This window comes from Dyella sp. ASV21, from assembly GCF_016428975.1.
In the GTDB taxonomy this organism is placed as follows: domain Bacteria; phylum Pseudomonadota; class Gammaproteobacteria; order Xanthomonadales; family Rhodanobacteraceae; genus Dyella.
In genome coordinates this window covers 37111-63222 of record NZ_JAELTT010000018.1, presented here as the reverse complement: position 1 = coordinate 63222, position 26112 = coordinate 37111, and the positions used below count along the sequence as shown (strand labels likewise).

General features: G+C 64.3%; 23 protein-coding genes. 11 read left to right on the top strand and 12 right to left on the bottom strand.

Annotated elements, in window-relative coordinates; translation table 11 throughout:
- Positions 1-6: 6 nt before the first annotated feature.
- From kdpA to JHD67_RS08565, 4 genes are all read right to left on the bottom strand, one after another.
- Positions 7-1809, bottom strand: a complete 1803-nt coding sequence (kdpA, locus tag JHD67_RS08580; RefSeq protein WP_199098757.1) for a potassium-transporting ATPase subunit KdpA — start codon at positions 1807-1809, stop codon at positions 7-9.
- Positions 1806-1898 carry a K(+)-transporting ATPase subunit F gene (kdpF, locus tag JHD67_RS08575; protein WP_199098756.1) on the bottom strand — a complete coding sequence of 31 codons (93 nt, stop codon included), beginning with the start codon at positions 1896-1898 and terminating at the stop codon, positions 1806-1808. The genes kdpA and kdpF overlap by 4 nt, the downstream gene beginning before the upstream one ends.
- A gap of 434 nt (positions 1899-2332) precedes the next feature.
- Positions 2333-3304, bottom strand: a complete 972-nt coding sequence (locus JHD67_RS08570; protein ID WP_199098755.1) for a DedA family protein/thiosulfate sulfurtransferase GlpE — start codon at positions 3302-3304, stop codon at positions 2333-2335.
- Positions 3305-3414: 110 nt separating this feature from the next.
- On the bottom strand, positions 3415-4635 hold the full coding sequence (locus JHD67_RS08565; RefSeq protein ID WP_199098754.1) for an MFS transporter: 1221 nt from the start codon (positions 4633-4635) through the stop codon (positions 3415-3417).
- A 136-nt stretch (positions 4636-4771) separates the two neighbouring features.
- Between JHD67_RS08565 and JHD67_RS08560 the strand changes: the two genes are divergently transcribed.
- Positions 4772-5773: a polyprenyl synthetase family protein gene (locus JHD67_RS08560; protein WP_199098753.1), complete on the top strand. Its 1002-nt coding sequence runs from the start codon at positions 4772-4774 to the stop codon at positions 5771-5773.
- A 40-nt stretch (positions 5774-5813) separates the two neighbouring features.
- Here JHD67_RS08560 and JHD67_RS08555 read toward each other — a convergent pair whose 3' ends face one another.
- Genes JHD67_RS08555 through ubiH form a run of 3 tightly spaced genes read right to left on the bottom strand, consistent with a single transcriptional unit; the run spans position 5814 to position 9087 of the window.
- Positions 5814-6602 (bottom strand): dienelactone hydrolase family protein, encoded by a 789-nt coding sequence (locus JHD67_RS08555; protein ID WP_199098752.1) that lies wholly within the window; start codon positions 6600-6602, stop codon positions 5814-5816.
- Positions 6603-6637: 35 nt separating this feature from the next.
- Positions 6638-7855, bottom strand: coding sequence for a UbiH/UbiF/VisC/COQ6 family ubiquinone biosynthesis hydroxylase (locus JHD67_RS08550; RefSeq protein WP_199098751.1), 1218 nt, complete (start codon positions 7853-7855; stop codon positions 6638-6640).
- On the bottom strand, positions 7852-9087 hold the full coding sequence (gene ubiH / locus JHD67_RS08545) for a 2-octaprenyl-6-methoxyphenyl hydroxylase (protein WP_199098750.1): 1236 nt from the start codon (positions 9085-9087) through the stop codon (positions 7852-7854). Before ubiH ends, JHD67_RS08550 begins: the two co-directional genes overlap by 4 nt.
- 108 nt (positions 9088-9195) lie before the next feature.
- Between ubiH and JHD67_RS08540 the strand changes: the two genes are divergently transcribed.
- From JHD67_RS08540 to JHD67_RS08530, 3 genes are read left to right on the top strand one after another with little or no spacing between them, the layout of a single operon-like run.
- Entirely contained in the window at positions 9196-9801 is a 606-nt protein-coding gene (locus JHD67_RS08540) for a hypothetical protein (RefSeq protein ID WP_199098749.1), read from the top strand.
- Positions 9802-9809: 8 nt separating this feature from the next.
- Positions 9810-10373: a cob(I)yrinic acid a,c-diamide adenosyltransferase gene (locus JHD67_RS08535; protein ID WP_199098748.1), complete on the top strand. Its 564-nt coding sequence runs from the start codon at positions 9810-9812 to the stop codon at positions 10371-10373.
- A gap of 9 nt (positions 10374-10382) precedes the next feature.
- Positions 10383-11300 (top strand): histone deacetylase family protein, encoded by a 918-nt coding sequence (locus JHD67_RS08530; RefSeq protein WP_199098747.1) that lies wholly within the window; start codon positions 10383-10385, stop codon positions 11298-11300.
- A 16-nt stretch (positions 11301-11316) separates the two neighbouring features.
- On the opposite strand, the gene msrB is transcribed toward JHD67_RS08530, so the two are convergent.
- The gene (gene msrB / locus JHD67_RS08525; protein WP_199098746.1) at positions 11317-11715 is read right to left on the bottom strand and encodes a peptide-methionine (R)-S-oxide reductase MsrB; all 399 of its coding nucleotides are present in this window, start codon (positions 11713-11715) and stop codon (positions 11317-11319) included.
- A gap of 93 nt (positions 11716-11808) precedes the next feature.
- Between msrB and lptD the strand changes: the two genes are divergently transcribed.
- The 6 genes from lptD to JHD67_RS08495 all read left to right on the top strand — a co-directional run bounded on the left by lptD (position 11809) and on the right by JHD67_RS08495 (position 18806).
- Positions 11809-14286 (top strand): LPS assembly protein LptD, encoded by a 2478-nt coding sequence (gene lptD, locus JHD67_RS08520; RefSeq protein WP_199098745.1) that lies wholly within the window; start codon positions 11809-11811, stop codon positions 14284-14286.
- A gap of 38 nt (positions 14287-14324) precedes the next feature.
- Entirely contained in the window at positions 14325-15671 is a 1347-nt protein-coding gene (locus JHD67_RS08515; RefSeq protein WP_199098744.1) for a peptidylprolyl isomerase, read from the top strand.
- 7 nt (positions 15672-15678) lie between these two features.
- Positions 15679-16713, top strand: coding sequence for a 4-hydroxythreonine-4-phosphate dehydrogenase PdxA (gene pdxA, locus JHD67_RS08510; protein WP_199098743.1), 1035 nt, complete (start codon positions 15679-15681; stop codon positions 16711-16713).
- The gene (gene rsmA / locus JHD67_RS08505; RefSeq protein WP_199098742.1) at positions 16710-17495 is read left to right on the top strand and encodes a 16S rRNA (adenine(1518)-N(6)/adenine(1519)-N(6))-dimethyltransferase RsmA; all 786 of its coding nucleotides are present in this window, start codon (positions 16710-16712) and stop codon (positions 17493-17495) included. The genes pdxA and rsmA overlap by 4 nt, the downstream gene beginning before the upstream one ends.
- A gap of 79 nt (positions 17496-17574) precedes the next feature.
- On the top strand, positions 17575-17958 hold the full coding sequence (gene apaG, locus JHD67_RS08500; protein ID WP_199098741.1) for a Co2+/Mg2+ efflux protein ApaG: 384 nt from the start codon (positions 17575-17577) through the stop codon (positions 17956-17958).
- The gene (locus tag JHD67_RS08495; RefSeq protein WP_199098740.1) at positions 17958-18806 is read left to right on the top strand and encodes a symmetrical bis(5'-nucleosyl)-tetraphosphatase; all 849 of its coding nucleotides are present in this window, start codon (positions 17958-17960) and stop codon (positions 18804-18806) included. The genes apaG and JHD67_RS08495 overlap by 1 nt, the downstream gene beginning before the upstream one ends.
- 84 nt (positions 18807-18890) lie before the next feature.
- Here the strand turns inward: JHD67_RS08495 and secA are convergent, their stop codons facing one another.
- Together secA and JHD67_RS08485 are read right to left on the bottom strand one after the other, a co-directional pair.
- The gene (secA, locus tag JHD67_RS08490) at positions 18891-21623 is read right to left on the bottom strand and encodes a preprotein translocase subunit SecA (RefSeq protein WP_199098739.1); all 2733 of its coding nucleotides are present in this window, start codon (positions 21621-21623) and stop codon (positions 18891-18893) included.
- A gap of 247 nt (positions 21624-21870) precedes the next feature.
- Positions 21871-22800: a M23 family metallopeptidase gene (locus JHD67_RS08485; RefSeq protein ID WP_199098738.1), complete on the bottom strand. Its 930-nt coding sequence runs from the start codon at positions 22798-22800 to the stop codon at positions 21871-21873.
- Between the two features lie 30 nt (positions 22801-22830).
- Here JHD67_RS08485 and JHD67_RS08480 point away from each other — a divergent pair, with 30 nt between their 5' ends.
- On the top strand, positions 22831-23313 hold the full coding sequence (locus JHD67_RS08480; RefSeq protein ID WP_199098737.1) for a DUF721 domain-containing protein: 483 nt from the start codon (positions 22831-22833) through the stop codon (positions 23311-23313).
- A gap of 232 nt (positions 23314-23545) precedes the next feature.
- Here the strand turns inward: JHD67_RS08480 and lpxC are convergent, their stop codons facing one another.
- Complete coding sequence (gene lpxC, locus JHD67_RS08475; RefSeq protein ID WP_199098736.1) at positions 23546-24460, bottom strand: UDP-3-O-acyl-N-acetylglucosamine deacetylase; 915 nt, start codon at positions 24458-24460, stop codon at positions 23546-23548.
- Positions 24461-24921: 461 nt separating this feature from the next.
- On the bottom strand, positions 24922-26103 hold the full coding sequence (gene ftsZ, locus JHD67_RS08470) for a cell division protein FtsZ (RefSeq protein WP_199098735.1): 1182 nt from the start codon (positions 26101-26103) through the stop codon (positions 24922-24924).
- Between the last annotated feature and the right edge of the window lie 9 nt (positions 26104-26112).

Genomic DNA, 26112 nt, shown 5'->3' with positions numbered 1-26112 from the left:
TAGGCATCAGTGGGCCGACATCAGGAATTCGGCGATCGGTCCCAGCGCAAGGGCCGGCAGGAAAGTGAGTGCGCCGACCACGATCACCACGCAGGCCAGCAGCGTGACGAACAGCGGCGTATGGGTGGGCAAGGTACCGGCGGACGGCGGCACATGGCGCTTGGCAGCGAGCGAGCCGGCCATGGCGAGCATGGCGATCGCCAGCAGGAAGCGCGAGAAGTACATGCACACGCCCAGCAGCACATTCCAGAACGGCGTGTTGGCGGACAAGCCGGCGAACGCACTGCCGTTGTTATTGGAGGCCGACGACACCGCGTACAACACTTCGCTGAAGCCGTGCGCCCCCGGGTTGGCCACACCGGCCACGCCTGCCGGGCTCATCACCGCGATGGCGGTGCAGATCACCACCAGCGCGCACGGCACCAGCACGGCCAGGCTGGCCATCTTCATTTCGTGCGCTTCGATCTTCTTGCCGAGGTATTCCGGCGTACGGCCCACCATGAGGCCGGCGATGAACACCGCCACCACCGCGAAGGCGAGCATGCCGTAGAGGCCCGAGCCCACGCCGCCGAAGATCACTTCGCCCAACTGCATCAGCCACATCGGCACCAGGCCACCCAGGGGGGTGAGCGAGTCGTGCATGTTGTTCACCGCACCGCAGGAAGCGGCCGTGGTGATAGCCGTGAACAGGCCACTGGCGGCGATACCGAAGCGCGTTTCCTTGCCTTCCATGTTGCCGCCCGCCTGCAGCGTGCTGGCCTGCTGATCCACCGCCAGGCCGTGCAGCGCGGGATTACCGGCCTGCTCGGCCGCCACGGCACCGATGGCCAGCGGCACGAAGATCAACAGCATGGTAGCCAGAATGGCCCAGCCCTGGCGACGGTCACCGACCATGCAGCCAAACGTGTAGCAGAGCGCGCCCGGGATCAGGAAGATCGCCAGCATCTCGATGAAGTTGCTGAACGGCGTGGGGTTCTCGTACGGATGCGCGGAGTTGGCGTTGAAGAAGCCACCACCATTGGTGCCGAGCTGCTTGATCGCGATCTGCGAAGCGGCCGGCCCCATGGGCAGCGTCTGCGTGCTCACCGGCGTTTCCTTGGTGACGTCTTTGCCCGCGGCATCCTTGACGGTATTGCCGGCGGCATCCTTCACCGTTTCCACCGCCACGGTGTTCTGCACCAGCGGCACTTCCACGTAAGACTTGAAGTTCTGCACCACGCCCTGGGAAGACAACAGCAGCGCGATCACCAAGGAGAACGGCAGCAGGATGTAGAGGGTGCTGCGGGTCATGTCGACCCAGAAGTTGCCAATACTGTCCGCGCTGCGACGGGTAAAGCCGCGCACCACCGCCACCAGCACCGCAATACCGGTCGCCGCCGAAAGGAAGTTCTGCACGGCCAGGCCCAGCATCTGGGTCAGGTAGCTCATCGTGCTTTCGCCGGTGTAGCCCTGCCAGTTGGTGTTGGAAATGAAGCTGATGGCAGTGTTCATGGCCGAGTCCGGCGACACCGCACCGAAGTGCTGCGGGTTCAGCGGCAACCACTGCTGCACACGTTGCAGCAGATACACCGCGAACAAGCCGGCCATGTTGAACAGCAGCATGGCGATGGCATAGCGACGCCAGCCCATCTGCTCGTCGGTGCGCACGCCGCTGAGTCGATAGAGCAGCTTCTCCACACCACCACCGGCGCGAAGCACGCGATTGGGCGTGTCCGCAAAGACCAGCGCCATATAGCTGCCCACCGGTTTTACCAGGGCGAGCAACACGACCAGGTACAACCCGATCTGCAGGAAATCGTTGGTGGTCATTCGAACCACTCCGGCTTAAGCAGGGCCACGCACAGGTAGCCCGTCAAGGCCACCGCGATAACGGCAGCCACAAAATAAATGACGTTCATGGGTGTTCTCCCGCAGATAGGGCGCGAGCAAGAAGAGGCCGCCGCGCGGGGCGGCGGCGGACAATCAGGGGCGTCGGCCCAGGCGGTCGCAGATCAGCAGAAAGCCGATCGATGCCGCAAACAGCACCAACGAAAACAAGAGATAGACAACGTCCATGGATACCGACTCACCGTGTTCTGTAACGGCGCAAATTGTCGGAATCGGCGCATAAGAAAGGGGTAGCGAATCCCCAGGGCCGCGTATAGAACGCGTAAATTTTTGCTCTCGCGGGGGTGTGAGAGCGGCTTGGCGCCGGGGTCAGCTCCTCAGGAGTCGGCGTGGACTCCGGCCGTCATCCCCACCAGGGCGGAGCCGCCCTGCCGTCGCCGTCGGTATGTCACCAAGCCACTGCCCCCGCTTTCGCGGGGATGACACACGGAAGTTGCAGGGACACTCAGGCCGCGTGGGAGATGGTGTCAGCGACCGCAACGGTCGCTCGCTCCACCGGGAAGCCCGCCGCATCCCAGGCATCCAGGCCGCCCAGCAACGGGCGGACTCGCTTATACCCGTGCGCCATCAGCGCCTTGGCTACCAGGGCGGCCGATGCCTCGTTGGGGCAGGAGCAATACACCACCAGTTCCGCATCCACCGGCACCAGACCGACGATGCGATCGACGCTTTTTACATCCGCCAGCAGCGCGCCCGGGATGATCCGGCTATCCATCAGGCGGGCCGCGTCCGAACGCACATCCACAATCACCGGCAGCTGGCCCGCGCCCATGGCCTCATTTAGCTCCTCCACCGAGATGCGCGCCATGCGCAGCGCGCGCAGCAACCGGTGGCGCTGCCACCACTTGGCAATGATGTAGAGCGCCAGCAGGCAACCGAGCAGGAGCAGCGCCATGCTGCCGGCATTGGCCAGCGTATCCAGCACGTAATCGATCTGGCTGGCGAAGACATAGCCCAGGCTTACCGCCACGCCTACCCACAGCAGCGAACCGAGACCGTCGAACAACACAAAGGCAGCGGGCTGCAGACCCATCGCCCCCACCAGCGGCGGCGCCACGGTGGACAGGCCGGGCACGAACTTGGCGAGCAGAAGCACGCTTCCGCGCCAACGCTGGAAGCGCAGTTCCGATTGTTTCACGCAGGAATCGGGCGACAGCGAGATGCGGCACAAGGTGCGCATGACGCCGCCACCGAAATAGCGCCCGGCGGCGTACCAGGCGAAATCGGCCAGCAGACAGGCCAGCAGGGCCACCGTCAGTACCCCCGCCAACGGAAGCCGGTCGGCCGCCGCCAGTGCGCCAGCCACGATCATCGTCGGCACCGCCGGCACCGGCACACCGGCCTGCTCCACCAACACATTGGCGAAGACCAGCAGCAAGCCGTATTGCGCAATCAGCTCAACAATGTGATGGGCCATGGACTCGACACCTCGCCGACCGCGAAAGAACCGGCATGCACGACAGCCCCCCGATGATTGGGGCACACGGCGGCCAACGCAATCATCCGTTGGCACGAGGGTCACCCCCGTCAGATGCCCGGCGAGGCTTCCACCACCGACCTCAGCTCGCCGCCCCGCCCAGCCATACGGCGCGCGCCGGCCAGCACGAGCGGCAACCACAGGAGGGTCAAGGCCGCCGCGCACAGAAATACCCCATCGCTCCCCAGCTTTCCCAGCGCCACGCCGCCCAGCGCGCCGCCCACGAAGGCGCCCAGGAACTGGCTGGTGGAATATGCCCCCATGGCCGCGCCACGCAACGCCGCGGGTGCCAGACGAGAGACCAGGCTGGGCAGTGCGGCTTCGAGCAGGTTGAAGGCCGAAAAGAACACCGTGGCCGCCACGCCCAGCCACACCAGGTGCCCGCCTGACCACGCAAAGCCGAGCAGGCCCAACCCAATCGCCACCACGCACACCGCCACGATGCGCAGGCTCTGCTGAATCTCGCGCATGCGATGCAGGCAGGCGCCCATCACCAGCGCGGCAATCACCATCACCGGCAAGTACAACTCCCAATGGCGGTTCACCGGCAGGTGCAGGCGATCCACCAACAGCAGCGGCAGCCCGACAAAGCTGGCGGTCAGCAGCAGGTGCAGAAAGAACACCGAACCATTCAGCACCAGCATGCGCCCGTCCCGCAGCATGCCCAGCACACTGCCCCAGGCCGCCGCGGCCGGCGCCTGCCGGCGCGTGGGCGCCGGCACGATCACCCAGAGCAGCACTAGCGCGGCCAGCGCCAGCAGCGAGGTGGCGGAGAACAAACCAGACAAGCCGGCGATAGCCTCCAGCGGCGGCCCCAGGATCAAGGCCAGCAAAAACGCCACGCCAATCGAAACACCGATGATACCCATGACCTTGCTGCGGTTTTCTTCGCGGGTGAGGTCCGCGGCCAGCGCACTACCCGCCCCCGCCACCGCGCCCATACCCTGCAGGGCGCGACCGATCACGATACCCAGCAGCGTGTGCGAGCACGCCGCCACCAGGCCGCCAAAGGCGAATACCAGCAGACCCAAGGTAATCGCTGGCTTGCGACCGATACGGTCCGACAACAGCCCCAGCGGAATCTGCAACGCCACCTGGCCCAGCCCGTACACGCCAAGAGCCAGGCCGATCAGGGTGGGCGTGGCATCCGGCATCTGCTGCGCATACAACGAGAACACCGGCATGATCAGGAACAGGCCGAACAGGCGCAGGCTGATCACGCAGGCGAGGGTCAACGCACTGCGCCGCTCAAGGGAGGAGAGTTTGCTCACCGGTAAGGTCTTGTAGGGACAGGCCAGTCCCCGATTATACGTTTCGCTTCGCCCCATGCGCCGCGGTGCCATGTCGCGGCGGTTTCTTGCGGGGCGAACTCTCTATAATCGGCGGATACGACGCCGCGACCTGCCCATGACCACGACTCAAGCCGACACCCGCCGCTCCGCCGACTTCGCCGCCGTCAAGGATCTTGCCGCGGCCGACATGCAACGGGTGGATACCCTGATCCGTACCCGCCTATCCTCGGATGTGGTGCTGATCAACCAGATCGCGGATCACATCATTGCCGGCGGCGGCAAGCGCCTGCGCCCTATGCTGCACGTGCTGGCGGCCGGTGCCGCCGGCTACCACGGCGAACAGCACATCAAGCTGGCGGCGGTGATCGAGTTCATCCACACCTCCACCCTGCTGCATGACGATGTGGTGGACGAGTCGGACCTGCGCCGTGGCCGCAAGACCGCCAACGCCCTGTGGGGTAACGCGGCCAGCGTGCTGGTAGGCGATTTCCTTTATTCGCGCTCCTTCCAGCTGATGGTGGAGCTGGACGACATGCGCATCATGCGCATCCTCGCCGACACCACCAACACCATCGCCGAAGGCGAAGTGCTGCAGTTGCTCAACATCGGCAATGCCGACGTGGACGAAGCAGCTTACCTGGCGGTGATCGAGCGCAAGACCGCGGTGCTGTTTGCCGCCGCCACCGAACTGGGCGGCCTGTTGGGTGGCCTGCCGGCCGAGCAGGTGGCCGCGCTGCGCCGGTACGGCATGGAACTGGGCTACGCCTTCCAGATCGCCGACGATCTGCTCGATTACGTGAGCGATGCGGACACGCTGGGCAAGAACATCGGCGACGACCTGGCCGAGGGCAAGCCGACCCTGCCGCTGATCTATGCGCTGCAGAAAGCCAACAACGAACAGAAGCAGTCGCTGCGCCATGCCATCGAGCATGGCGGCCTGGACTCGTTGGACCGCATCATTGCGGCGATCCGCGATTCCGGTGCGCTGGAGCGCACGCACGAGCGCGCCGTGTTCCACGCCGATGCCGCCCGTGAAGCCCTGCGCGCGCTGCCCGAGTCGCCGTGGCGCGAGGCGCTGGCGACCCTGGCCGACTACTCGGTACAGCGCAACTACTAAAGGCAGCTCCGGCCTTTGCCGGTAACACCGCGGGTGCGCCTTACGGCGTGCCCGTGAAAGCTCCGCGCAGCCAGTCGTGCATAAGGCGGTAGCTACGCTGCGCCGAACGCTCGTCGTACATGCAGCCCTCCTTGTGCTGATCGGTTTCGGTGAAGCAGTGCACTGTGTTGCCGAACACCAGGAATTCCCAATCGGTCTTGCTGCCGCGCATTTCATCCATGAACTTGTCGGCGTCGGGCATGGTGCCCTTGTCGTTGGCGCCATTCATCACCAGTACGCGCGCCTTGATCTGTTTGGCCAGCGACGGATCATCCGTTTGCAGTGCGCCATGGAAGGACACCACCGCTGCCACGTCGGCGCCGCTGCGGGCCAGATCGAGTACCGCCGAACCACCAAAGCAGAAGCCGATCGCGGCCAGCTTGGTCAGGTCGATGGGTGCCGTCTTGGCCTGCGCCTTGAGTTGGTCCAGCGCAAGATTGATGCGCTTACGCATCAAGGCGCGGTCGCCATACAACGGCTTCACCGCCGCCATGGCCTGGTCATCGCTGGTGGGACGCACCTGCGCACCGTACATATCAGTGACGAGGATGACGTAATCCTTGCCGGCAACGCCCTCGGCCTTCTTCAGCGCCAGATCGGTGACGCCGTACCAGTTGGGCACCATCACCAGCCCGGGACGCTTGCTGGTGATCGCATCGTCGTAGACCAGCACACTGTGAAACGTGGTGCCGTCCTGGCTCCATTCCACCGGCTTGTGCACCATCTTCGCCTGCGCGGCGAAAGCGAGGCCGGACAGCAACAGCGCACAGCAAACTCGGGCAATACGCATGACGAGCACTCCTCGTTACAGGTTTTGAAGAAGCCTTACACGCCCGCCGCGTGCTCCGCCAGGCGGCGTTTGAGCGGCCCCAGGCGATCGAGCAGGCGCACACCCAGGCCACGGGCAGCCACCAGCGGCGCAGCATGCCATTGATAGATGCGCGCCAGTGCATCGAAGCCCAGGGCGTCCAGCGTATCGGCGCTACGACGACGTCGCGCATAACGCCGAAGCACATGGGCGGCCGCAATATCCAGGCCGGCATCACGCGCGGCGAGCAAGCTGTCGCGTAACTCCAGCACATCGCGCAGCCCGAGGTTTACGCCCTGCCCGGCCAGCGGGTGCACCATATGCGCGGCGTCCCCCAACAACACCAGGCGTTCGGCCTGATAGGTCTTAGCCAGCTGCAATTTGAGTGGAAACGCAGCGCGCGGCGTACATGCGGTGATGCGCCCCAACCGGAAGTCGCTAGCCACGCCCAGCGCGTCCATAAAGGCTTGATCGTCCAGCGCCATCACACGCTGCGCTTCGGCTTCGGGGAGCGACCACACGATTGAGCTGCGCCCGTCGGCCAACGGCAATAGCGCCAGCGGGCCGGTATCGATAAAGCGTTGCCAGGCGGTGTGCTCATGCGGGCGCTCGGTGACCACATGCGCCACCACGCCGCGCTGGGCGTACTCGCGACCTTCGGTCTCGATACCTGCCAGCGCGCGCAGCGGTGAACCGGCGCCATCGGCGGCGACCAGCAAGCGGGCGGAGAGCGGCTGCGCATCGGCCAGGGTGAACTGGATGCGATCATCCAACACCTCGTAGCCGCTCACGTGTGCCGGACAGATCCGCTGCACGCCAGCGCTCTCGAGCGCCTGCCACAGGCGCCACTGCACCAGGTTGTTCTCGACGATGTAGCCCAGTAGATCGCGGCCTTCGGTAGCGGCATCGAAATGGATGGCCGCGCCGGTTTCCGCATCCCATACATGCATATGCGCGTAGGGACCGACGCGCGCATCGCGAATAGAGGGCCATACACCCAACTCATGAAGCAATGCGATGGACGATGGCGCCAGGCCCACCACGCGCAGGTCCACCTCATGCTGCGCCGACCATGCCGTAGGCTCGCGCGCCTCCACCAGGGCGGTGGCAAAACCCGCGCGCGCCAAGGCCAACGCGGCCGCCGCACCAACCATGCCACCGCCGACGACGGCCACGTCCAGCGCGGGACCGCGCCGCCGGGTGGATTCACCTCGCAAGGTCGCGGGTGCATTCATGGCAAGCGCTCCAGTACGGCGCGCGGCGGTTCGCTGCGAAATCCCATGCCGTGTTTGGCCAACAGATGCTGCAGCGGTGGTACGCGATTGAACGCCAGCATGGCCAGGGAACGCAACGGCCCCAGCAAAGGCTGCGGCAAACACGCCCACTGGATCAATCCGTGGCTCATCGCCATGGTGCCTTCGCGATCGGCCGCGCGGCGCTCCGCATAGCGCGCCAACAGCGCCTCCGCGCCCGGGTCGCTCGCCTCGGCGACCAGCTCGGCCAGGGTCAGCGCATCGCGCAAGCCCAGGTTGAAGCCTTGCGCCCCGATGGGATGGATGGTCTGCGCCGCATTGCCCACCAACACCGCGCGCTGCGCGGTCAGATGCGCCGCGGCCACGCGCTGAATGGGGTATGCATGGCGGCGCCCCGGCCGACTGAGGCGTCCCAGCCTCCAGCCAAAGCGCTGCTGCGCTAGCGCGATGAAGGTGTCATCGTCCATCGCCATTGCGGCATCAGCCTCTTCGCGCGGCAGGGTCAACACCAGCCCGCACCGTCGATTGGCGAGCGGCAGCAGGGCGATCGGGCCGTCATCGGCAAAGCGCTCATAGGCACGCCCCGCGTGATCGCGCTCCGGCGTGACCGTGCAGACGAACAAGGTCTGCTGGTAATCGTGCCGTTCCACGCCGATGCCCAGCTGCTCGCGCACGAAACTGGCCGTGCCATCGGCCCCTATCAGCAAGGGTGTATCGATCTGGCGCGGCCCCTCGGCCGTGTGAATACGGGCGCGCCAACCGCGCGCCAGCGGCTCCAAGGCTTCCAGCCGGGCCGGCGCCAGACGCTGCAGGCGCTGGCACTCGTCCAGACGCCGCAGCAATGCCGCTCCCAGTTCGCGCGCGGGCAAGGTCCAGCCCAGCGCGTCCACGCCATGCCGCTCGGCATCGAGTTGCACGCTGCCAAACTCACCGGCGCGGGTGACATGGATATGCCGGATCGGGGTGGCCTGCGCGAGGGCATGTCGCCACACGCCAATCGCCTGCAGCCCGTTGACGGTGGCCCGCGCCAGGGCCAGGTTGCGCTCGTCGTAGCTGGGCTGCTCGCCCACGCGTGGCGCCGCGGCCTCGACCATCACGGCCTCGATACCGGCCGCGTCCAGCGCGATGGCCAGACTGGCGCCGACCAGGCCGCCACCAATGATGAGGACGGGGTGCCGCTCGGTATCGGCAAGAGGGGTGCTTGCGGTAGTCATGGGCCGGAATGATACGCGCAGCGGGCGCCCAGCCCCATCTGGGGCCGGACCAATTGCGATAGACTTATCGTCTGCACTTTGCGCAACACTTTATTTCTGGAGCAAGTCATGGCTACGACGCAGACCCAGCGGCTCGGCATCTTCCTGGCACTCGCCGCCGTGATGGCCGCTACCCGCATCCATCTGTCGGTGTTCAATCACGATGTGTGGGATGCCTCCTGGGGCATTTTCTTCCTGGCGGGCTTCTGGCTGCGCAACTCGGTTCGCTGGGCGTTTCCCCTGCTGATGGCCGAAGCCGTGCTGGTGGACTACCTGGTAATCAGCCAGCAGGGCGTGAGCTTCTGGGACCACTACTGCGTGTCGGCCGCCTATTGGTTCCTGATTCCCTCTTATTTCAGCCTGTGGCTGGGCGGCAGCTGGCTCGCCCGTCAGTCGCTGGGCCTGAACCTGCGCAGCCTCGCCCTTGCGGCCACCGCCGTGCTGGTGAGCTGGGCCGCCTGCTACGTGATCTCCAACGGCAGCTTCTACTGGCTGAGCAGCAGCGTGCCGCAGCCGCGCAGCGTCGGCGCCTGGCTGGCGAACCTGGGCGACTGGTACGCGTTCTTCCTTGAAACCACCGTGCTTTACGTGGGCCTGGGCCTGGTGGTGCATGGCCTGGTGGTACAGCTGGCGCGCATGCTGGGCCACACCCACGCGTCCAAGCTGCCGCGCTGAGCCTGCGCATGGGCAACCGCCTTTCGAAGATTTACACGCGCACGGGCGATGACGGCAGCACCGGTCTGGGCGACGGATCCCGCGTTGCCAAGGATTCACTGCGTGTGGCTGCCTATGGCACCGTCGACGAGCTCAACAGCACCATCGGCATGGTGCTGGCCTCCGATGGCGTGCCCGACGACGTGCGCGAGACGCTGACCCAGGTGCAGCACGACCTGTTCGACTTGGGCGGCGAGCTGTGCATTCCAGGCATGGCGATGGTCGAGGACAAGGACATCGACCGCCTGGAGCAGGTGCTCGATGGCTTCAACGATCCGCTGCCGCCGCTGAAGGATTTCATCCTGCCGGGCGGCGGCATGGCAGCCTCGTGCTGCCACCTTGCTCGCACGGTATGCCGCCGCGCCGAGCGCGAAGTGATCGCCCTGGCACGCCACGAAGAAGTACGGCCGCAGGCGCAGCGTTACCTTAATCGTCTCTCCGATCTGCTGTTTGTGATCTCTCGCGTACTCGCTCGCGCCAGCGGCCATGGCGAAGTGCTGTGGCAGCACGAGCGTCGCCGCAAGACGAGCTAAGCGATCGCCATGCTGCGGCTCTACACCCATTCTGCCTGCCTGCAGCACGACCCCGGCCCCGACCAGCCCGAATCGCCAGCGCGCCTGCGCGCCGTGCTGCAGGCGCTGGATCAGGACCGCTTTGCCGCGCTGGACCGCATCGAGGCACCCCGCGCCACACGCGAGCAGTTGTTGCGCGCGCACACGCTAGCGCACGTGGATCGCATCCTTGGCACCGTGCCCGACAGTGGCACCGTGCGGCTGGACGAAGACACCTTGATGTCGCCCGCCTCGGCCGAAGCCGCCCTGCGTGCGGCCGGCGCCGCGGTGGCCGCCGTGGATGCGGTGCTTGGCAGTGGCGGCCAGGCATTCTGCGCGGTGCGCCCGCCGGGCCATCACGCCACGCACGAGCGGGCGATGGGTTTTTGCCTGTTCAACAATGTCGCGGTCGCTGCAGCGCATGCCATCGCCGAGCACGGGCTCAAGCGGGTGGCGATTGCCGATTTCGATGTACATCACGGCAACGGCACGCAGGACATCTTCGCCAACGAGCCGCGCGTGCTGTTCATCTCCAGCCACCAGATGCCGCTCTACCCGGAAACCGGGCGCGAGGACGAGCGCGGCGTGGGCAATATCGTCAACGCCCCGCTCTCTCCCGGCGAAGGCAGCTACGAGTTCCGCGAACTGTGGGAGGGCGCACTGCTGCCACGGCTGCATGCCTTCAAACCACAGCTAGTGCTGGTGTCGGCGGGCTTCGATGCGCACCGCAACGACCCATTGGCCGACCTGCGCCTGGGCAGCGAAGACTATGCGTGGATCACCGGCCGGCTACGCGACGTCGCCGAGGCGCACGCGGGCGGGCGGCTGATTTCCAGCCTGGAGGGCGGTTACAACCTGCTGGCCCTGGCCAGCAGCGTGGCGGCGCATGTTTCCACGCTGATGGAATGATCCTGCGTCCGGCCGCTCAGCCGGGCAGGAAATCCAGCGCTACCGAGTTAATGCAGTAGCGCAGCCCGGTCGGCTTGGGGCCATCGGGAAACACATGCCCCAGATGCGAGCCGCAAGCGGCGCAATTCACCTCGGTACGGCGCATGCCGTGCGTCTCGTCCTGGCGCAGGCTCACCGCCGCGCGACTGAACGGCTGGAAAAAGCTGGGCCAGCCGGAGCCGGAGTCATACTTGGTCTCCGACGCAAACAACTGCGCTTTGCAGGCCACACAGGTATAGGTGCCCGCCGCCTTGTGTCGATACCACTTGCCGCTGAACGGCGGTTCAGTGGCCGAGCAACGACATACCGCATATTGCTCAGGGGTCAGTTCGGCCTGCCACTGGGCGTCGGTCTTCTCCGTCTTGGGCGTGCTCATCTCCATCCTCCGGTCGATTGTGCGGCGATCCAACTGCCGTCCATGGGGGCTTTCTGCTAGTTTTACGAGCCTCCCAGCCGACAGACTGCCATCGTGACGCCCAAGCTGCCTTCGCGCCACCTGCCCCCGCGCCGCCTGCTCGCGGTTGCCGCCGCTCTCGCCCTGTTCGGCGGCCCGGTCGAAGCCCAGTCGGCGCCCGAGCCAGCCCCGTCAACGCCCCCGCCGGCACCCGCCCCTGCGGCGACGACGGCGCCGGCAACCGTGGTGTCGAACTGCCCGCTGGGCGCGTTCCGCTGTGCGCCGCGGCCGGTGAATTTCTCCATGTGCCGCCCCAACGCCATGCTGTCGTTCTACGACCCGACGTTGAGCAAGGACAGCTCGGTTCGCGACACATCCAATACCTTTGTGACCTCCGAGCGCGTGGACGGCTCCAACCAGACCGTCTACCACCTGGAAGGCAACGTAAAGGTGGAGCGCGCGGACCAGCGCATGCAGTCCGACGTGGCCGACTACAACGAAGACACCACCGATTTCGACGCGCGCGGCAATGTGCGCTATCAGGAGGTGGGTCAGCTGGTCTCCAGCGACCACATGCGCGGCAACCAGGATGCCAGCACCGCCATTGCGGACAACGTCAGCTACCAGATGCTGACCAACCGCGGCAACGGCATCGCCACGCAGGGCCAGATGCTGGATGACCAGCGCAGCCGCTACCTCAACGCCACTTATTCCACCTGCGACGTGGGCAACCACGTGTGGGAAATCCGTGCGAAGGACATCCGCATGGACAAGGAAACCGGCGAAGGTGTCGCCAAGAACGCCACCATGTACCTGGGTGGCGTACCGCTGTTCTACCTGCCCACGTTTACCTTCCCCATCAACGACGAGCGCAAGTCCGGCTTCCTCACGCCCTCCATCGGCAACAACAGCCGCTCGGGCTTCATGCTGAGCACGCCGTACTACCTCAATCTGGCGCCCAACTACGACGCCACCTTGGACCCGCGCATCTATACCGATCGCGGCGTGATGCTCGCCGGTGAGTTCCGCTACCTGGTACCCGGCAGCATCGGCCAGTTGAACATCGAATACCTGCCCAACGATCAGGGCGATCCGCTTCCGGGCAGCAACATCAACACCAAGGGCACTGATCGCTACCTGGTGAAGTACAACGACAACACGCACCTGTACGGGCCGTGGTCGTTCAACACCTCGATCAATCGCGCGTCGGACCAGAACTACCTGCGCGACTTCGGCGACGACCTGTTCACTTCGTCCATCAGCACGCTGACCTCCAGCGCCTATATCAATGGCGCGGGCAAATGGGGCGCTGCGTTCTGGGACGCGCATTTCGGCGCGGACGACTATCAGCTGGTTGATCCCACGGTGCCCGCGTACGCCGTCCAGTACAAGCGGTGGCCCCGCGCCAACTTCAACGTGGACTACCCGATCAATCGCTGGCTGGACGTGGGCGCCAATACCGAGGCCGTAGCCTTCCGCAAGGACGATGTGGTGCAGGGCAACCGCATGGATCTCTACCCCTACATCTCGGCGGCTTTCCAAGGCGCCGCATGGTTCGTCAAGCCTAAACTCGCCTACCGCTATACGGCTTACGACCTTATCGGCAACTACCAGCAGTATGGCTATGGCGGCATGCTCGCGGCCGGCCAAACTTCGCCGTTCAACAGCAGCTCGCCCAGCCGTTCGCTGCCTATCGCCAGCATCGATAGCGGCCTGGTCTTCGATCGCAGCACCTCGCTGTTTGGCACCGGCTATACGCAGACGCTGGAGCCGCGCCTGTATTACCTGTATGTGCCCTACCGCAACCAGAACAACCTCCCGATGTTCGACACCAACCTGATGTCGTTCGATACCTGGCAGCTGTTCTCGACCAATGAGTATTCGGGTGCGGACCGGCAGATGAACGCCAACAACCTCAGCGCCGCGCTCACCACGCGCCTGCTGGACGACAACGGCGTGGAGCGTCTCTCGGCCAGCTTCGGGCAGATCCGCTACTTTACCCAGCAACGCGTACAGACGCCTAACAGCAACAACACGGTAAACCCAGTCACCAACTGGTCGGGCTCGGACTACGCGGTGGATTTCAGCACCCAGCTCAACGACGACTGGCGCGTAACCTCGCAGTACCAGTGGAATCCCAATACCAGCCTCACGGACCTGGGCGCCATCGCGGTACAGAAGCGTATCAATACGGACGGCATCCTCAATTTCTCTTACCGCTACCGTCGCCAGCCGGGCAGCACCTTGCCCCTGCTGGAACAATACGACGCTTCGGTTGTCTACCCCGTGTCCGACCGCTGGCGCCTGATTGGCCACTGGACGTATTCAGCGCTAGACAAGAAGACGGTAGAAGCCCTGGCCGGTGTGCAGTACGACAGCTGCTGCGTGGCGGTGCGCCTGATCGCCCGGCACTACGTGAATCTGTACAACTACACGACGGCGGTGGGCTCGGCCAATACGGCCCTGATGTTCGAGATCGAATTCAAGGGCATGGGCAACTTTACCGGTCAGTCGGAAAACGCCCTGCGCAATGGTATTCTTGGTTATCAATAACTTCCCTGTCGCCTCCGGCGATTGAAGGCCCCCGACTGATGAAGCAGCCCTTCGCGTTGTTCCTGCTCGCGATCGCCACCGCGACCGCCCTGCCCACCCACGCCCAGCTGTTGCCGCAGGCGGCCACGGGCAAGCAACCGCTCGACCGTATCGTGGCGGTGGTGGACGATGGCGTGATCCTGCAAAGCGAGCTGAACGAGGCCGTCCGTTCCGTGCAGCAGCAGTACGCCAGCAACCCCGGCACGCTGCCTCCCATGGATGTGCTGCAACGCCAGGTGCTTGATCGCCTGATCCTGATGAAGTTGCAGGTGCAGCGCGCCGACGACCAGGGCATCCGCGTGTCCGACGCCGATGTGGATCAGGCCGTCAACGCGGTGGCGCAGCAGAACAAGATGTCGCCCGAGCAGTTGCGCGCGGCGGTCGAGCAGAGCGGCTCCAGCTTCGCGGCCTTCCGTCGCCAGCTGTCCGAGCAGCTGATCGCGCAGCGCCTGCACGACAGCGTGATTCGTGACCAGGTGAATATCACCGACAGCGAAATCAACAACATGCTGGCCAGTCCGAGCTACAAGGCGGGCGAAGTTCATCTGGGCCATATCCAGATCAGCCTGCCGGCCGGCGCCAGCGCCGCTGACATCAAGGCAGCCCAGGAAAAGGCCACCCAAGCCATCAACGCCATCCATGGCGGCATGGATTTCAAAGCCGCGGCCATCCGTTTTTCGGATGCCCAGGATGCCCTGGACGGTGGTGACCTCGGCTGGCGCCGCGTGGACGAAATTCCGCCCGCCTTCGCCGATGCCGTGGCCAATATGAAGGCTGGCGATGTCACGCCGGCGCTGCGCGGCCCGACCGGTTTCCACATCCTCAAGCTCATCGAGCAGCGTGCGCCCAGCCGCCAGGTGGTGCAGGAGTTCCATGCCCGCCAGATCCTGATCAAGCCCAGCGAACTGCTGACGCCTGAGCAGGCGCACCAGAAGGCCGAGGATCTCTATAACCGCATCGTCAACAAGCACGAGGACTTCGCCAAGCTGGCCAAGGAGTTCTCCAAGGACGACACCACCGCCAACAATGGCGGTGACATGGGCTGGTTCATGCAGGGTGACTGGGGTTCGATCATCGCCCAGCACATGGCCGAGCTGAAGGACGATCAGGTGTCCCAGCCGTTCCAGAGCGAGGCCGGTTGGCACGTGCTGCAGCGCCTGGGCAGCCGCGAGAGCGACCGCACCGCCGAGATGGAGCGCAACCAGGCACGCCAGGCCATCGGCAATCGCAAAGCCGAGCAGGCCTATGACGATTACCTGCGCGAAATGCGCTCCAGCGCGTACGTGAACATCCTGGTGCCCGAGCTGCGCGAACCCAACGAGCCGCAGGGCGGCAAGTCCTCCTGAGACCGCGTTGAATACCCTCGCCCTACCCCCGCTGGCCATCACCGCAGGTGAGCCGGCGGGAATCGGCCCCGAGCTGTTGATCCGATTGGCCGCCACATCGTTGGCGGCCAATTTCATTGCGCTCACGGACCGCGACTTGCTCCTGCGCGCCGCCGATCGTTGCGGCTTGGTGATCGAGCTGATCGACGACGATGGCGCTCCCGTCACCCAGCGCCGCCCCGGCCAGTTGCGTGTGCGCCACATTCCGCTGGGCACCCCCGAGCGCCCAGGCCACCCCGATCCGCGCAATGCCAGCCACGTGCTGGCCACCCTGGCAGAAGCGGCCGATGGCTGCATGGCAGGCCGCTACGCAGCCGTGGTCACCGCGCCGCTGCAAAAGTCCTCGATCAACGAAGCCGGCATCCGTTTCAGCGGTCATACCGAGTTCTTTGCCGAACGCGCGCGGGCGGACGTGGTGATGATGCTGGCCAGCCCCGAGCTGCGCGTGGCACTCGCCACCACGCACCTGCCGTTGTCCGCGGTGCCCGCAGCCATCACCCGCGATGCGCTGGAGCGGGTACTGAGGATTGTCGAGCGCGAACTGCGAACCAAGTTCGGCTTGCCCGAACCGCGCATTGCCGTGCTCGGTCTCAATCCACATGCCGGCGAAGGTGGTCACCTGGGCCGGGAAGAACTCGACACCATCATTCCCCTGCTCGACGCGCTGCGCGCCCAAGGCATGCATCTGCTGGGCCCACTGCCGGCCGATACCGCCTTTGTACCGAACCAGCGCGAACGCTACGACGCGGTGCTCGCGATGTACCACGACCAGGCGCTGCCGGTACTCAAGAGCGAAGCGTTCGACCGCACCGTCAATCTCACGCTGGGCCTGCCCTTCATTCGCACCTCGGTCGACCACGGCACCGCGCTGGATCTGGCGGGCACCGGCCGCGGCGACCCATCAAGCCTGATCGCTGCCGCCACCATGGCGTTGGAGCTGGCGGCGCGGCGCGCGACGCATATCGCGCACGCCGACGCGGCACCTTCGCAAGGAAACTCATGAACGCCCGTCCCAAGAAAAGTTTCGGCCAGCACTTCCTGCATGAAAAGCGCTACATCGAGCGCATCGTCAGTGCCGTCTCGCCGCGTCCGGACGACTTCGTGGTGGAGATCGGCCCCGGCGAGGGTGCGCTAACGCTGCCGCTGCTCACTGCCGCCGGCAAGCTCACCGCGATCGAGCTGGACACCGACCTTATCCCGGATCTCAAGGCGCGCGCCGCCAGCGTGGGCGAACTGACCATCATCCACTCGGATGTGCTGAAGGTGGATTTCACCGCGCTCGCCCATCGTCACGGCGTGGAGCGGCTGCGCATTGCCGGCAACCTGCCCTACTACATCTCCAGCCCCATCCTGTTCCATTGCGTGGAGCATGCCGAGGCCATCCAGGACATGCATTTCATGCTCCAAAAGGAAGTGGTGGACCGCATGGCCGCCGAACCCGGCAGCAAGGTGTATGGCCGCCTTTCCGTCATGCTGCAACTGGTCTGCCGCGTGGAGCCACTGTTCGTTGTGCCGCCGGGTGCCTTCCGCCCGCCACCGAAGGTGGACTCCGCCGTGGTACGACTGGTGCCACTGCCCCACGATCAACGCCCGGATGCCGACCCCGAGCGCATCTACACCATCGTGAAGGCTGCATTTGCCCAACGCCGCAAAACGCTGGGCAACGCCCTTAAAAACGTGATGGATGCCCAAGCCATTCTCGCGGCCGACGTAGACCCCAAGGCCCGCGCCGAAACACTCTCGCCCCAGGATTACGTACGACTGGCGCGCGTCGTCACGTCATAACCACAGTCAGGCGAGCCAAGATTCGGTGCGCCGCAGGCAAGCTTGCCCCATGCGGCGCCACAACCCGTACAATCGCGGCATGAACGAAAGATCTTCCTACACGATCGACGTGCAGGTCGAACCCCGCTTTGTCCCCGACCAATCCCGTCCCGGCGACAACCGCTACGTTTTCGCCTACACGATCACCCTGCACAACGCAGGAAGCATCCCCGCGCGCCTGATGACCCGGCATTGGATCATCACCGACGCCAACGGCAAGGTGGAGGAGGTCAAGGGCGACGGCGTGGTCGGCGAACAGCCGTGGATTCGTCCCGGCGACGAGTACGAGTACACCTCCGGCGCGGTGCTCGAAACCTCCGTCGGCATCATGCAGGGTAGCTACCAGATGCTGGCCGATGACGGCACGCACTTCGAGGCGGCGATCCCACCCTTCACCCTGTCCATTCCGCGTACCTTGCACTGATGGCTACGTACGCAATCGGCGATGTGCAGGGCTGCTATCCCGAACTCCAGCGCCTGCTCGAAAAACTGCGCTTCGACCCGGCCAGCGATCGCCTGTGGTTCTGTGGCGACCTGGTTAATCGCGGCGGGCAGTCCCTGCAAACGCTACGGCTGATTCACACGCTGCGCGAACAGGTGGTGATAACGCTGGGCAACCACGACTTGAGCTTGCTGGCCATCGCGCAGCGCCGGCCCGAAGCACAGTCCAAGGTCAATCCGGAGCTGCGCGAAGTGTTGTTCGCCGAGGATGCGCCGGTGCTGATGGAATGGCTGCGCTCGCAGAAGCTGCTGCACCACGACGAGCAGCTCAACTGGACCATGGTACACGCCGGTCTCGCCCCGTCTTGGACGTTGCGCCAGGCGCAACGCTCGGCGGGCGAAATTGAACGCGAACTGGGCAGCCCGCGTCATCCTCGCCTGCTCAAAAACCTGTTCGGCAATCGCCCCGCGGCATGGAACAGCCGCCTGCAGGGGATCGAACGCATGCGCGCCTCGATCAATACGCTTACGCGCATGCGCTACTGCGACGTGCAAGGCCGCATCGACTTCGAGAGCAAGGGCATCCCGGGCACACAGAAGCCGGGCATGTATCCATGGTTTGAAGTCCCTGGCATGCGCCGACGCGAAACGCGCATCGTGTGCGGCCACTGGTCCGCACTGGGCCGCTTGGCCGGCATGGGCGTGTACGCCATCGATACGGGCTGCGTGTGGGGTGGCCAGCTCACCGCATTGCGCCTGGACAGCGAGGACCTGCAGTACATCACGGTGGATGCCGAGCCCTACCGCAAGCGTATGCCGGGCGGCGACTAACGCTGCGCGCAGCGATGCAGCCCGGCCTCCCGTGCGTACCGAGGCGCACAAAGAAAAACCCCGCCGAAGCGGGGTTTCTTTTTATCAGCTCAGCTGTCCGTGGCAGTGCTTGAACTTTTTGCCCGAACCACACGGACACGGATCGTTGCGGCCAACACGCGGACCATCCTGGGCGCCGGACACCGGTGCGGCCATGCTGCCCGCCGCCACCGACTCCGGATCGGCGTTCAACGCCGCCGTCGGCGCACCGCCGCCGCTCGCCATCATCTGGCGCTGCAGGCGCTCGGCCAAGCGCTGCTGCTCGGCTTCCATGGCAGCGACTTCTTCCTCGCTGCGCACGCGAACACGGGCCAGCATCTGCACCACTTCGGTCTTGATGCGATCGAGCATGCTCGAGAACAACTGGAACGATTCGCGCTTGAACTCTTGCTTGGGCTGCTTCTGCGCATAGCCGCGCAGATAGATGCCCTGGCGCAGGTAATCCATGCTCGCCAGATGCTCCTTCCAGGCGTTATCGACCACGCTGAGCATGATGTGCTTCTCAAGCTGGCGCATGGTCTCTGCGCCCATCTGCTGCTCCTTGGCCTTGAATAGCTGCTCCACGGCCTCACGCACGTGCTCGACGATCATCTTGTCGTCGACCTCATGCTGCTGCTCGATCCAGTGGGGCAGATCCAAGGTCAGGCCAAACTCGCTTTCCAGCTCGCGATCGAGACCAGGGATATCCCACTGCTCGTCGACACTGTCGTGCGGCACGTGGCGACGCACCAACTCGGTGACCACATCGTCGCGGATATCGGCGATGGTGTCGGAGACGTCATCCACTTCAAGCAGTTCGTCGCGCTGGCTGTAGATCACCTTGCGCTGGTCGTTGGCCACGTCATCGAACTCGAGCAGGTGCTTACGAATATCGAAGTTGTGCTGCTCGACCTTGCGTTGTGCCTTTTCGATCTGACGGCTGACCATGCGGTCTTCCAGCGCGTCCTCTTCCTTCATGCCGAACATGCGCATCCAACGGCCAACCCAATCGCCGGCGAAGATACGCAGCAGGTTGTCTTCCAGCGAGAGGTAGAAGCGCGAGGAGCCCGGGTCACCCTGGCGACCCGAACGACCACGCAGCTGATTGTCGATACGACGCGACTCGTGACGCTCGGTGCCCACGATGTGCAGACCGCCGGCGCTGAGCACCAGTTCGTGGCGCTGCTTCCATTCGGCCTTGGCCTTGGCGCGATCCGCATCGGTGGCCGTTTCCGGCAACGCGGCAAGGGCCGCTTCCAGACTGCCGCCCAACACGATATCGGTACCACGGCCGGCCATGTTGGTGGCGATGGTGACCGAGCCCGGCGCACCAGCCTGCGCCACGATGTGCGCTTCGCGCTCATGCTGCTTGGCGTTGAGCACTTCGTGCGCGATCTTTTCCTTGCGCAGCAGATCGGACAGCAGCTCGGACACTTCGATCGAGGTGGTACCCACCAGCACCGGCTGCCCACGCTTGTGGCAATCCTTGATGTCCTCGATCACAGCGCGGTATTTGGCTGGCTGCCCAAGGAAAACCATGTCCGGGTTGTCCTTGCGGATCATCGGGCGATGCGTCGGAATCACCACCACTTCCAGACCGTAGATCTGCTGGAACTCGTAGGCTTCCGTGTCAGCCGTACCGGTCATGCCGGCCAGCTTCTTGTACATGCGGAACAGATTCTGGAAGGTCACCGTGGCCAGCGTCTGGTTCTCGCGCTGGATCGGCACGCCTTCCTTGGCCTCCACCGCCTGGTGCAGGCCATCGGACCAACGGCGACCCTGCAGGGTACGGCCGGTGAATTCGTCGACGATCACCACCTCGCCATCGCGCACGATGTAGTCGACGTCGCGGTGATAGATGGCATTGGCGCGCAGCGCGGCATTAAGGTGATGCACCACCGCCAGGTTCTTGGCGTCGTACAGGCCACTTTCCGGATCGATCACGCCGGCCTGGCGCAGCAGTTCATCCGCGTGCGACATGCCTTCTTCGGACAGGTGCACCTGCTTCTGCTTTTCGTCGACCCAGTAGTCGCCAGTACCGTCTTCCTTCTCCTGGCGAATCATCTGCGGGACGATCTTGTTCACCGCGATGTAGAGCTGGGGGGAGTCTTCGGCCGGGCCGGAGATGATCAGCGGCGTGCGCGCTTCGTCGATCAGGATGGAGTCCACCTCGTCGACGATGGCGTAGTGCAGGCCGCGCTGGTAGCGCTGGTCCTTGCTGAGCGCCATGTTGTCGCGCAGGTAGTCGAAACCGAATTCGTTATTGGTGCCGTACGTGATGTCGGCCGCGTAGGCCACATGCTTGTCGGCATGATCCATGCCGGGCCACACCACGCCCGTGGTCAGGCCAAGGAAGCCATAAAGCTTGCCCATCTGGGCCGAGTCACGGCGGGCCAGATAGTCGTTGACGGTCACCACGTGCACGCCCTTGCCTTCCAGGGCGTTGAGGTACACCGGCAGCGTGCCCACCAGGGTCTTGCCTTCACCCGTGCGCATTTCGGCAATGCGGCCCGAGTGGAGCACCATGCCGCCGATCATCTGCACGTCGTAATGACGCATGCCAAGCACGCGCTTGGCGCCTTCGCGCACTACCGCGAAAGCCTCCGGCAGAATCTTGTCCAGCGCCTCGCCAGCGGCGATACGCTGCTTGAACTCGTCGGTCTTGGCGCGCAGCGCCTCGTCGCTCAGCTTCTCGAATTCGGGTTCCAGCGCGTTGATACGCGCGACAGTCTTGGAGAGCTGGCGCAGCACACGTTCGTTGCGGCTACCGAAAAGGCTCGTCAGGGCACGGTTGAGCATTGATCTTCCGGATCAGGATTCATGAGCCGCCCGCTCGGCAAGGCCAGGCAGGACGAAAGGATTGATGATACTAGGGTCGGCTGGCGATCCCAAACGCCCTGCCGCCGCAGGCGCCTGCAGGCATCACCGCATGCGATACCGCCGCATCGGCACGGAGCGCGGACTCCCCCCGAGCATCGTCTCTGTGCTGGTGTGGCGGCTCGCACGCCCCCTTTCAAGGGCGTCGCGCACGCCATTGAGAAGGGCTTCAGCGGTGATTTTTTACGAAAGCCAGGGGGTTGACCACACGCCCCTTGTACCAAACCTCGAAATGCACATGCGATCCGGTGGAACGGCCGGTGGAGCCGGCCTCGGACACGACATCGCCCACATGCACGCGCTGGCCGGGTCGAACTTCGAGCTTGCTGTTGTGGGCGTAGCGCGTCATATAGCCGTTACCGTGATCGATCTCGATCACCTCGCCATAGCCACTGCGTTCGCCAGCATAGGTGACCATGCCCTCGGCCACGGCGCGCACGGGCGTACCGGTGGGCGCGGAGATGTCCAGGCCGGTGTGGTACGCGCTATGCCCACTGAACGGATCGGGGCGACCGCCGAAATAGGAGGAGATGTAACCCTCCACAGGCATACCGGTGGGCTTGAGATTCGATTCGATCTTGGCGTCCAACAGCAGGCTCTGCAGCGCGGAAAGCTGGACTTGCTGGCTATCGAACTGGTTGGCCAACTGGTTGATGCTGGTATCGAGCGCGGGCGGCAGTGCATAACCGTTATCGCTGCCGTCCTCGACACCACCCACCGCGGGCGACTGGTCGAAATTGAACTCACCATCATCGAGCTTGCCAACCTGGGTAAGGCGCTCACCCAGCGCGTTCAACCGGGTCGATTGCGCCTGCAGCTGCCCCAGCTTCACTGCCAGGGCATCGATGTCGCGCTGGGCATCCTTGCGGACGCCGGCTAGCTGCTGGTCCTGTTGCTGCACCTGCTGATGCAGCCGACGGATCTCTGACAGGGCGCGGTCGTGCGGGCTGACCACCACCATGGCGAGGGCGCCGCCCAGGCCCACACATCCCAACACCGCCAAGGCTGCCAGTCCCAACAAGCGCCAGCGCAAGCGCCGGTCCGCGAGATTGAAGGTTTTAGGCACCTTTTTGGTGCGAGACACAAGTATTATCTGCATGTTGTTCTACGTCATAAGATGTCGGCACTCATGCAGCACGACAATTCAAAGCCCTATCGCCGCGCCGGTTCGGGACTTACCGCCGTCACCGCGTTCGGCCCCATTGCTGCACTGGCTCGCAAGGCCCGTGAGCTGGATGCTTTGGATCGCGCACTGCGCCAGACGCTGCCGTCACCACTCCGCGAGCAGGTTCGTTTTGCCAACCTGCGCGACGGCCGCCTCATTTTTCTGGCGCCTTCACCGGCTCTGGCCGCCCGGCTGCGTCTACTCCAGACGCAAATCCTCGCGACCGCACGCGCCGTAGGCACGTACGCCAGTTCAGTCACCGTGAAAGTGGCTCCCCCCTTGCCGACAGAAATCGTGCCGGATCGGTCCAAACCGCTTTCGCATGCCGCCGGCTCCCACTTGAGAGCCGCCGCGGCATCCACCACAGACCCCGAATTACGGGAACTGTTCCTTGAGCTGGCGTCCGTCGCCGAAGTTTCTGATTCCAAACCCGACGGCAAGGTCTAAAGCACCCTGACCGTCCATGCCATCGATGGCGCCTCCGCCACCCGACCCGAAGGCCGGAGCAGCAGGGGTTATACCACGCCCCCACGGACCGGACAGACCCCGAAGTCATCAGTACGTGAACCGCCGCCGATGCAAGTGGAGAGATATATCACAAAACAAAAAGCCGCGTCCTTAAGACGCGGCTTATTTGTTTTTTCAGATTTGTCGGGGACTTAGCCAGTCCGGGCAGGCGTCAGATGGCCTGCGCGGGGTGGGCGTAAGAGATCGGCGAGGTGGCCGGATCGTCCGCGAAGCTCACCTCTTCCCAGGCCGAGGCGTCGGCCATCAGGGTGCGCAGCAGCTTGTTGTTGAGCTCGTGGCCCGACTTGTGCGCGTAGTAGGCGCCCACCAGGCTATGGCCCAGCAGGTACAGATCACCGATCGCGTCGAGGATCTTGTGCTTGACGAACTCGTCCTCATAGCGGAGGCCGTCTTCGTTGAGTACGCGGTAATCGTCCAGCACCACGGCGTTGTCCATCGAGCCGCCCAGCGCCAGGTTGTGCTCGCGCAGCATCTCGATATCGCGCATGAAGCCGAAGGTGCGCGCGCGGCTCACTTCCTTCACGAACGAGGTAGTGGAGAAATCGATCTCCGCCTTGGAAGTGCGCTTGCTGATGATCGGGTGGTTGAACTCGATCGAGAAGCCGACCTTGAAGCCCTCGAACGGCTCAAAGCTGGCCCACTTGTCGCCTTCCTGCACCTTGATCGGCTTTTTGATGCGGATGAAGCGCTTGGCGACGTTCTGTTCTTCAATGCCGGCCGACTGCAGCAGGAAGACAAACGGGCCGGCACTACCGTCCATGATCGGCACTTCCGGCGCGGAAAGGTCGACATAGGCGTTGTCGATACCCAGGCCTGCCATCGCGGAGAGCAGATGCTCGACGGTGGAGACGCGGACGTCGCCATTGACCAGCGTGGTGGAAAGACGCGTATCACCCACGTTATCGGGGCGGGCGTGAATCTCCACGGGCGGATTCAAATCGGTACGGCGGAACACGATGCCCGTATTCGGGGCAGCGGGGCGAAGCGTCATGTACACCTTGTCGCCGGTATGCAGACCGACGCCGGTGGCGCGAATGATGTTCTTGAGCGTACGCTGCTTGATCATTTTTTTGGTACCTGTAAGGGGCAGCAGCCAAATTAGGGGAGCGATGCTAACACAGTCTTAACCTGTGAAAAGGCAATCCGCGCCACAGATCCTGTACACCCTTTCATGTTCCTTTCATTCACGAGTGAAATTCACTCATGGGGTGAACAGTAATTTCCCTAACATCTTCAATGCCTTAGACGTAACGCAGTGCCCCGCACCGGGACGGGATCCGGCGCGGGACACTGGACCAGCGGGATTCATTCCCGCCGGTCGTGCGTCATCCCTGAGGCACGCCAGTGAAGCCTTACGTACCTAAGAACTAACGCCGGATGCCAAGGACAGCTGACCTAGCCCGCTCACGCGGGGGAAGGCCCACACGCACGCCATCGCCAAGGCGACTTTGTACGCGTTTTGTCACTGACAAGTGAAACCGGCGTTTTGTTCAATTTTTCTTCAAAATTTATTGCCCTGTCAGTTTCTCAGTCCGCCTGGCGACGCAGGAAAGCCGGAATATCCAGGTAATCGAAGCTGGGATCGGCGCTCTTTGCCGCTGCGCTGGCCTCGACGCGGCTGGTGGTGGTCGTTTCCGGCTGTGCGTAATCGACCACTTCGTTGCCCGTGCCGGTGCGCAGCACGACCGGACGCGGACGCTGGCGCATTTCCACCTGCTGGGTCGCCGCCGGGCGGACCGGCTGACGGGCCGCGGCACGGTTGAGGCCGGTGGCCACCACGGTGACGCGCACGTCGTCCTGCATTTCCGGATCCAGCGAGGTGCCCATGACCACGGTGGCGTCTTCGCTGGCGAAGTCGTGAATCACGCGACCGATCTCATCGAACTCGCGCATGGTCAGGTTCGGACCGGCCGTGACGTTTACAAGGATGCCGCAGGCGCCGTTGAGATTGACGTCTTCCAGCAGCGGGTTGTTGATGGCCGCTTCCGCCGCCGCCTGGGCGCGATCGTCGCCACGGGCTGTGCCCGAACCCATCATGGCCATGCCCATTTCGGACATCACCGTACGCACGTCGGCGAAGTCGACGTTGATCAGACCCGGCGCGGTAATCAGGTCGGCGATGCCTTGCACGGCGCCCTGCAGCACGTCGTTGGCGGCCTTGAAGGCATTGAGCAGGGTCACTTCACGACCGAGCACCGACAGCAGCTTCTCGTTCGGCACCGTAATCAGCGAATCGACGTGCTGTGAGAGATCCTCGATACCCTTCAGTGCCACCTGCATGCGGCGACGGCCCTCGAACGGGAACGGCTTGGTGACCACGGCCACCGTGAGAATGCCCTTTTCCTTGGCCAGCTGAGCCACCACCGGTGCCGCACCCGTACCGGTGCCACCGCCCATGCCGGCCGTGATGAACACCATGTCCGCGCCCGCCAGCATCTCTTCGATGCGCTCGCGGTCTTCCAGTGCGGCCTGACGGCCCACTTCCGGGTTGGCGCCCGCTCCCAGGCCCTTGGTCACATTGGCACCCAACTGCAGGTGCGTACGCGAACCACAGGTCTTCATGGCCTGCGCGTCGGTGTTGGCGACGACAAACTCGACGCCCTCGATGTTTGCGTTAAGCATGTGCGCCACGGCGTTACCGCCGCCGCCGCCCACGCCGATGACCTTGATTACTGCATTCGGTGCGAGTTTTTCGATCAGTTCAAACATTTCCCGTCC

Coding starts and splice junctions, on each gene's coding strand:
- JHD67_RS08570 (WP_199098755.1), bottom strand. CDS start 3,304: ATGGCCCATCACATTGTTGAGCTGATTGCGCAATACGGCTTGCTGCTG.
- rsmA (WP_199098742.1), top strand. CDS start 16,710: ATGAACGCCCGTCCCAAGAAAAGTTTCGGCCAGCACTTCCTGCATGAA.
- apaG (WP_199098741.1), top strand. CDS start 17,575: ATGAACGAAAGATCTTCCTACACGATCGACGTGCAGGTCGAACCCCGC.
- JHD67_RS08535 (WP_199098748.1), top strand. CDS start 9,810: ATGGGCAACCGCCTTTCGAAGATTTACACGCGCACGGGCGATGACGGC.
- secA (WP_199098739.1), bottom strand. CDS start 21,623: ATGCTCAACCGTGCCCTGACGAGCCTTTTCGGTAGCCGCAACGAACGT.
- JHD67_RS08550 (WP_199098751.1), bottom strand. CDS start 7,855: ATGAATGCACCCGCGACCTTGCGAGGTGAATCCACCCGGCGGCGCGGT.
- JHD67_RS08515 (WP_199098744.1), top strand. CDS start 14,325: ATGAAGCAGCCCTTCGCGTTGTTCCTGCTCGCGATCGCCACCGCGACC.
- kdpF (WP_199098756.1), bottom strand. CDS start 1,898: ATGAACGTCATTTATTTTGTGGCTGCCGTTATCGCGGTGGCCTTGACG.
- ubiH (WP_199098750.1), bottom strand. CDS start 9,087: ATGACTACCGCAAGCACCCCTCTTGCCGATACCGAGCGGCACCCCGTC.
- JHD67_RS08560 (WP_199098753.1), top strand. CDS start 4,772: ATGACCACGACTCAAGCCGACACCCGCCGCTCCGCCGACTTCGCCGCC.
- ftsZ (WP_199098735.1), bottom strand. CDS start 26,103: ATGTTTGAACTGATCGAAAAACTCGCACCGAATGCAGTAATCAAGGTC.
- JHD67_RS08530 (WP_199098747.1), top strand. CDS start 10,383: ATGCTGCGGCTCTACACCCATTCTGCCTGCCTGCAGCACGACCCCGGC.
- JHD67_RS08495 (WP_199098740.1), top strand. CDS start 17,958: ATGGCTACGTACGCAATCGGCGATGTGCAGGGCTGCTATCCCGAACTC.
- JHD67_RS08540 (WP_199098749.1), top strand. CDS start 9,196: ATGGCTACGACGCAGACCCAGCGGCTCGGCATCTTCCTGGCACTCGCC.
- JHD67_RS08485 (WP_199098738.1), bottom strand. CDS start 22,800: ATGCAGATAATACTTGTGTCTCGCACCAAAAAGGTGCCTAAAACCTTC.
- JHD67_RS08480 (WP_199098737.1), top strand. CDS start 22,831: ATGCAGCACGACAATTCAAAGCCCTATCGCCGCGCCGGTTCGGGACTT.
- JHD67_RS08555 (WP_199098752.1), bottom strand. CDS start 6,602: ATGCGTATTGCCCGAGTTTGCTGTGCGCTGTTGCTGTCCGGCCTCGCT.
- kdpA (WP_199098757.1), bottom strand. CDS start 1,809: ATGACCACCAACGATTTCCTGCAGATCGGGTTGTACCTGGTCGTGTTG.
- lpxC (WP_199098736.1), bottom strand. CDS start 24,460: ATGATCAAGCAGCGTACGCTCAAGAACATCATTCGCGCCACCGGCGTC.
- msrB (WP_199098746.1), bottom strand. CDS start 11,715: ATGAGCACGCCCAAGACGGAGAAGACCGACGCCCAGTGGCAGGCCGAA.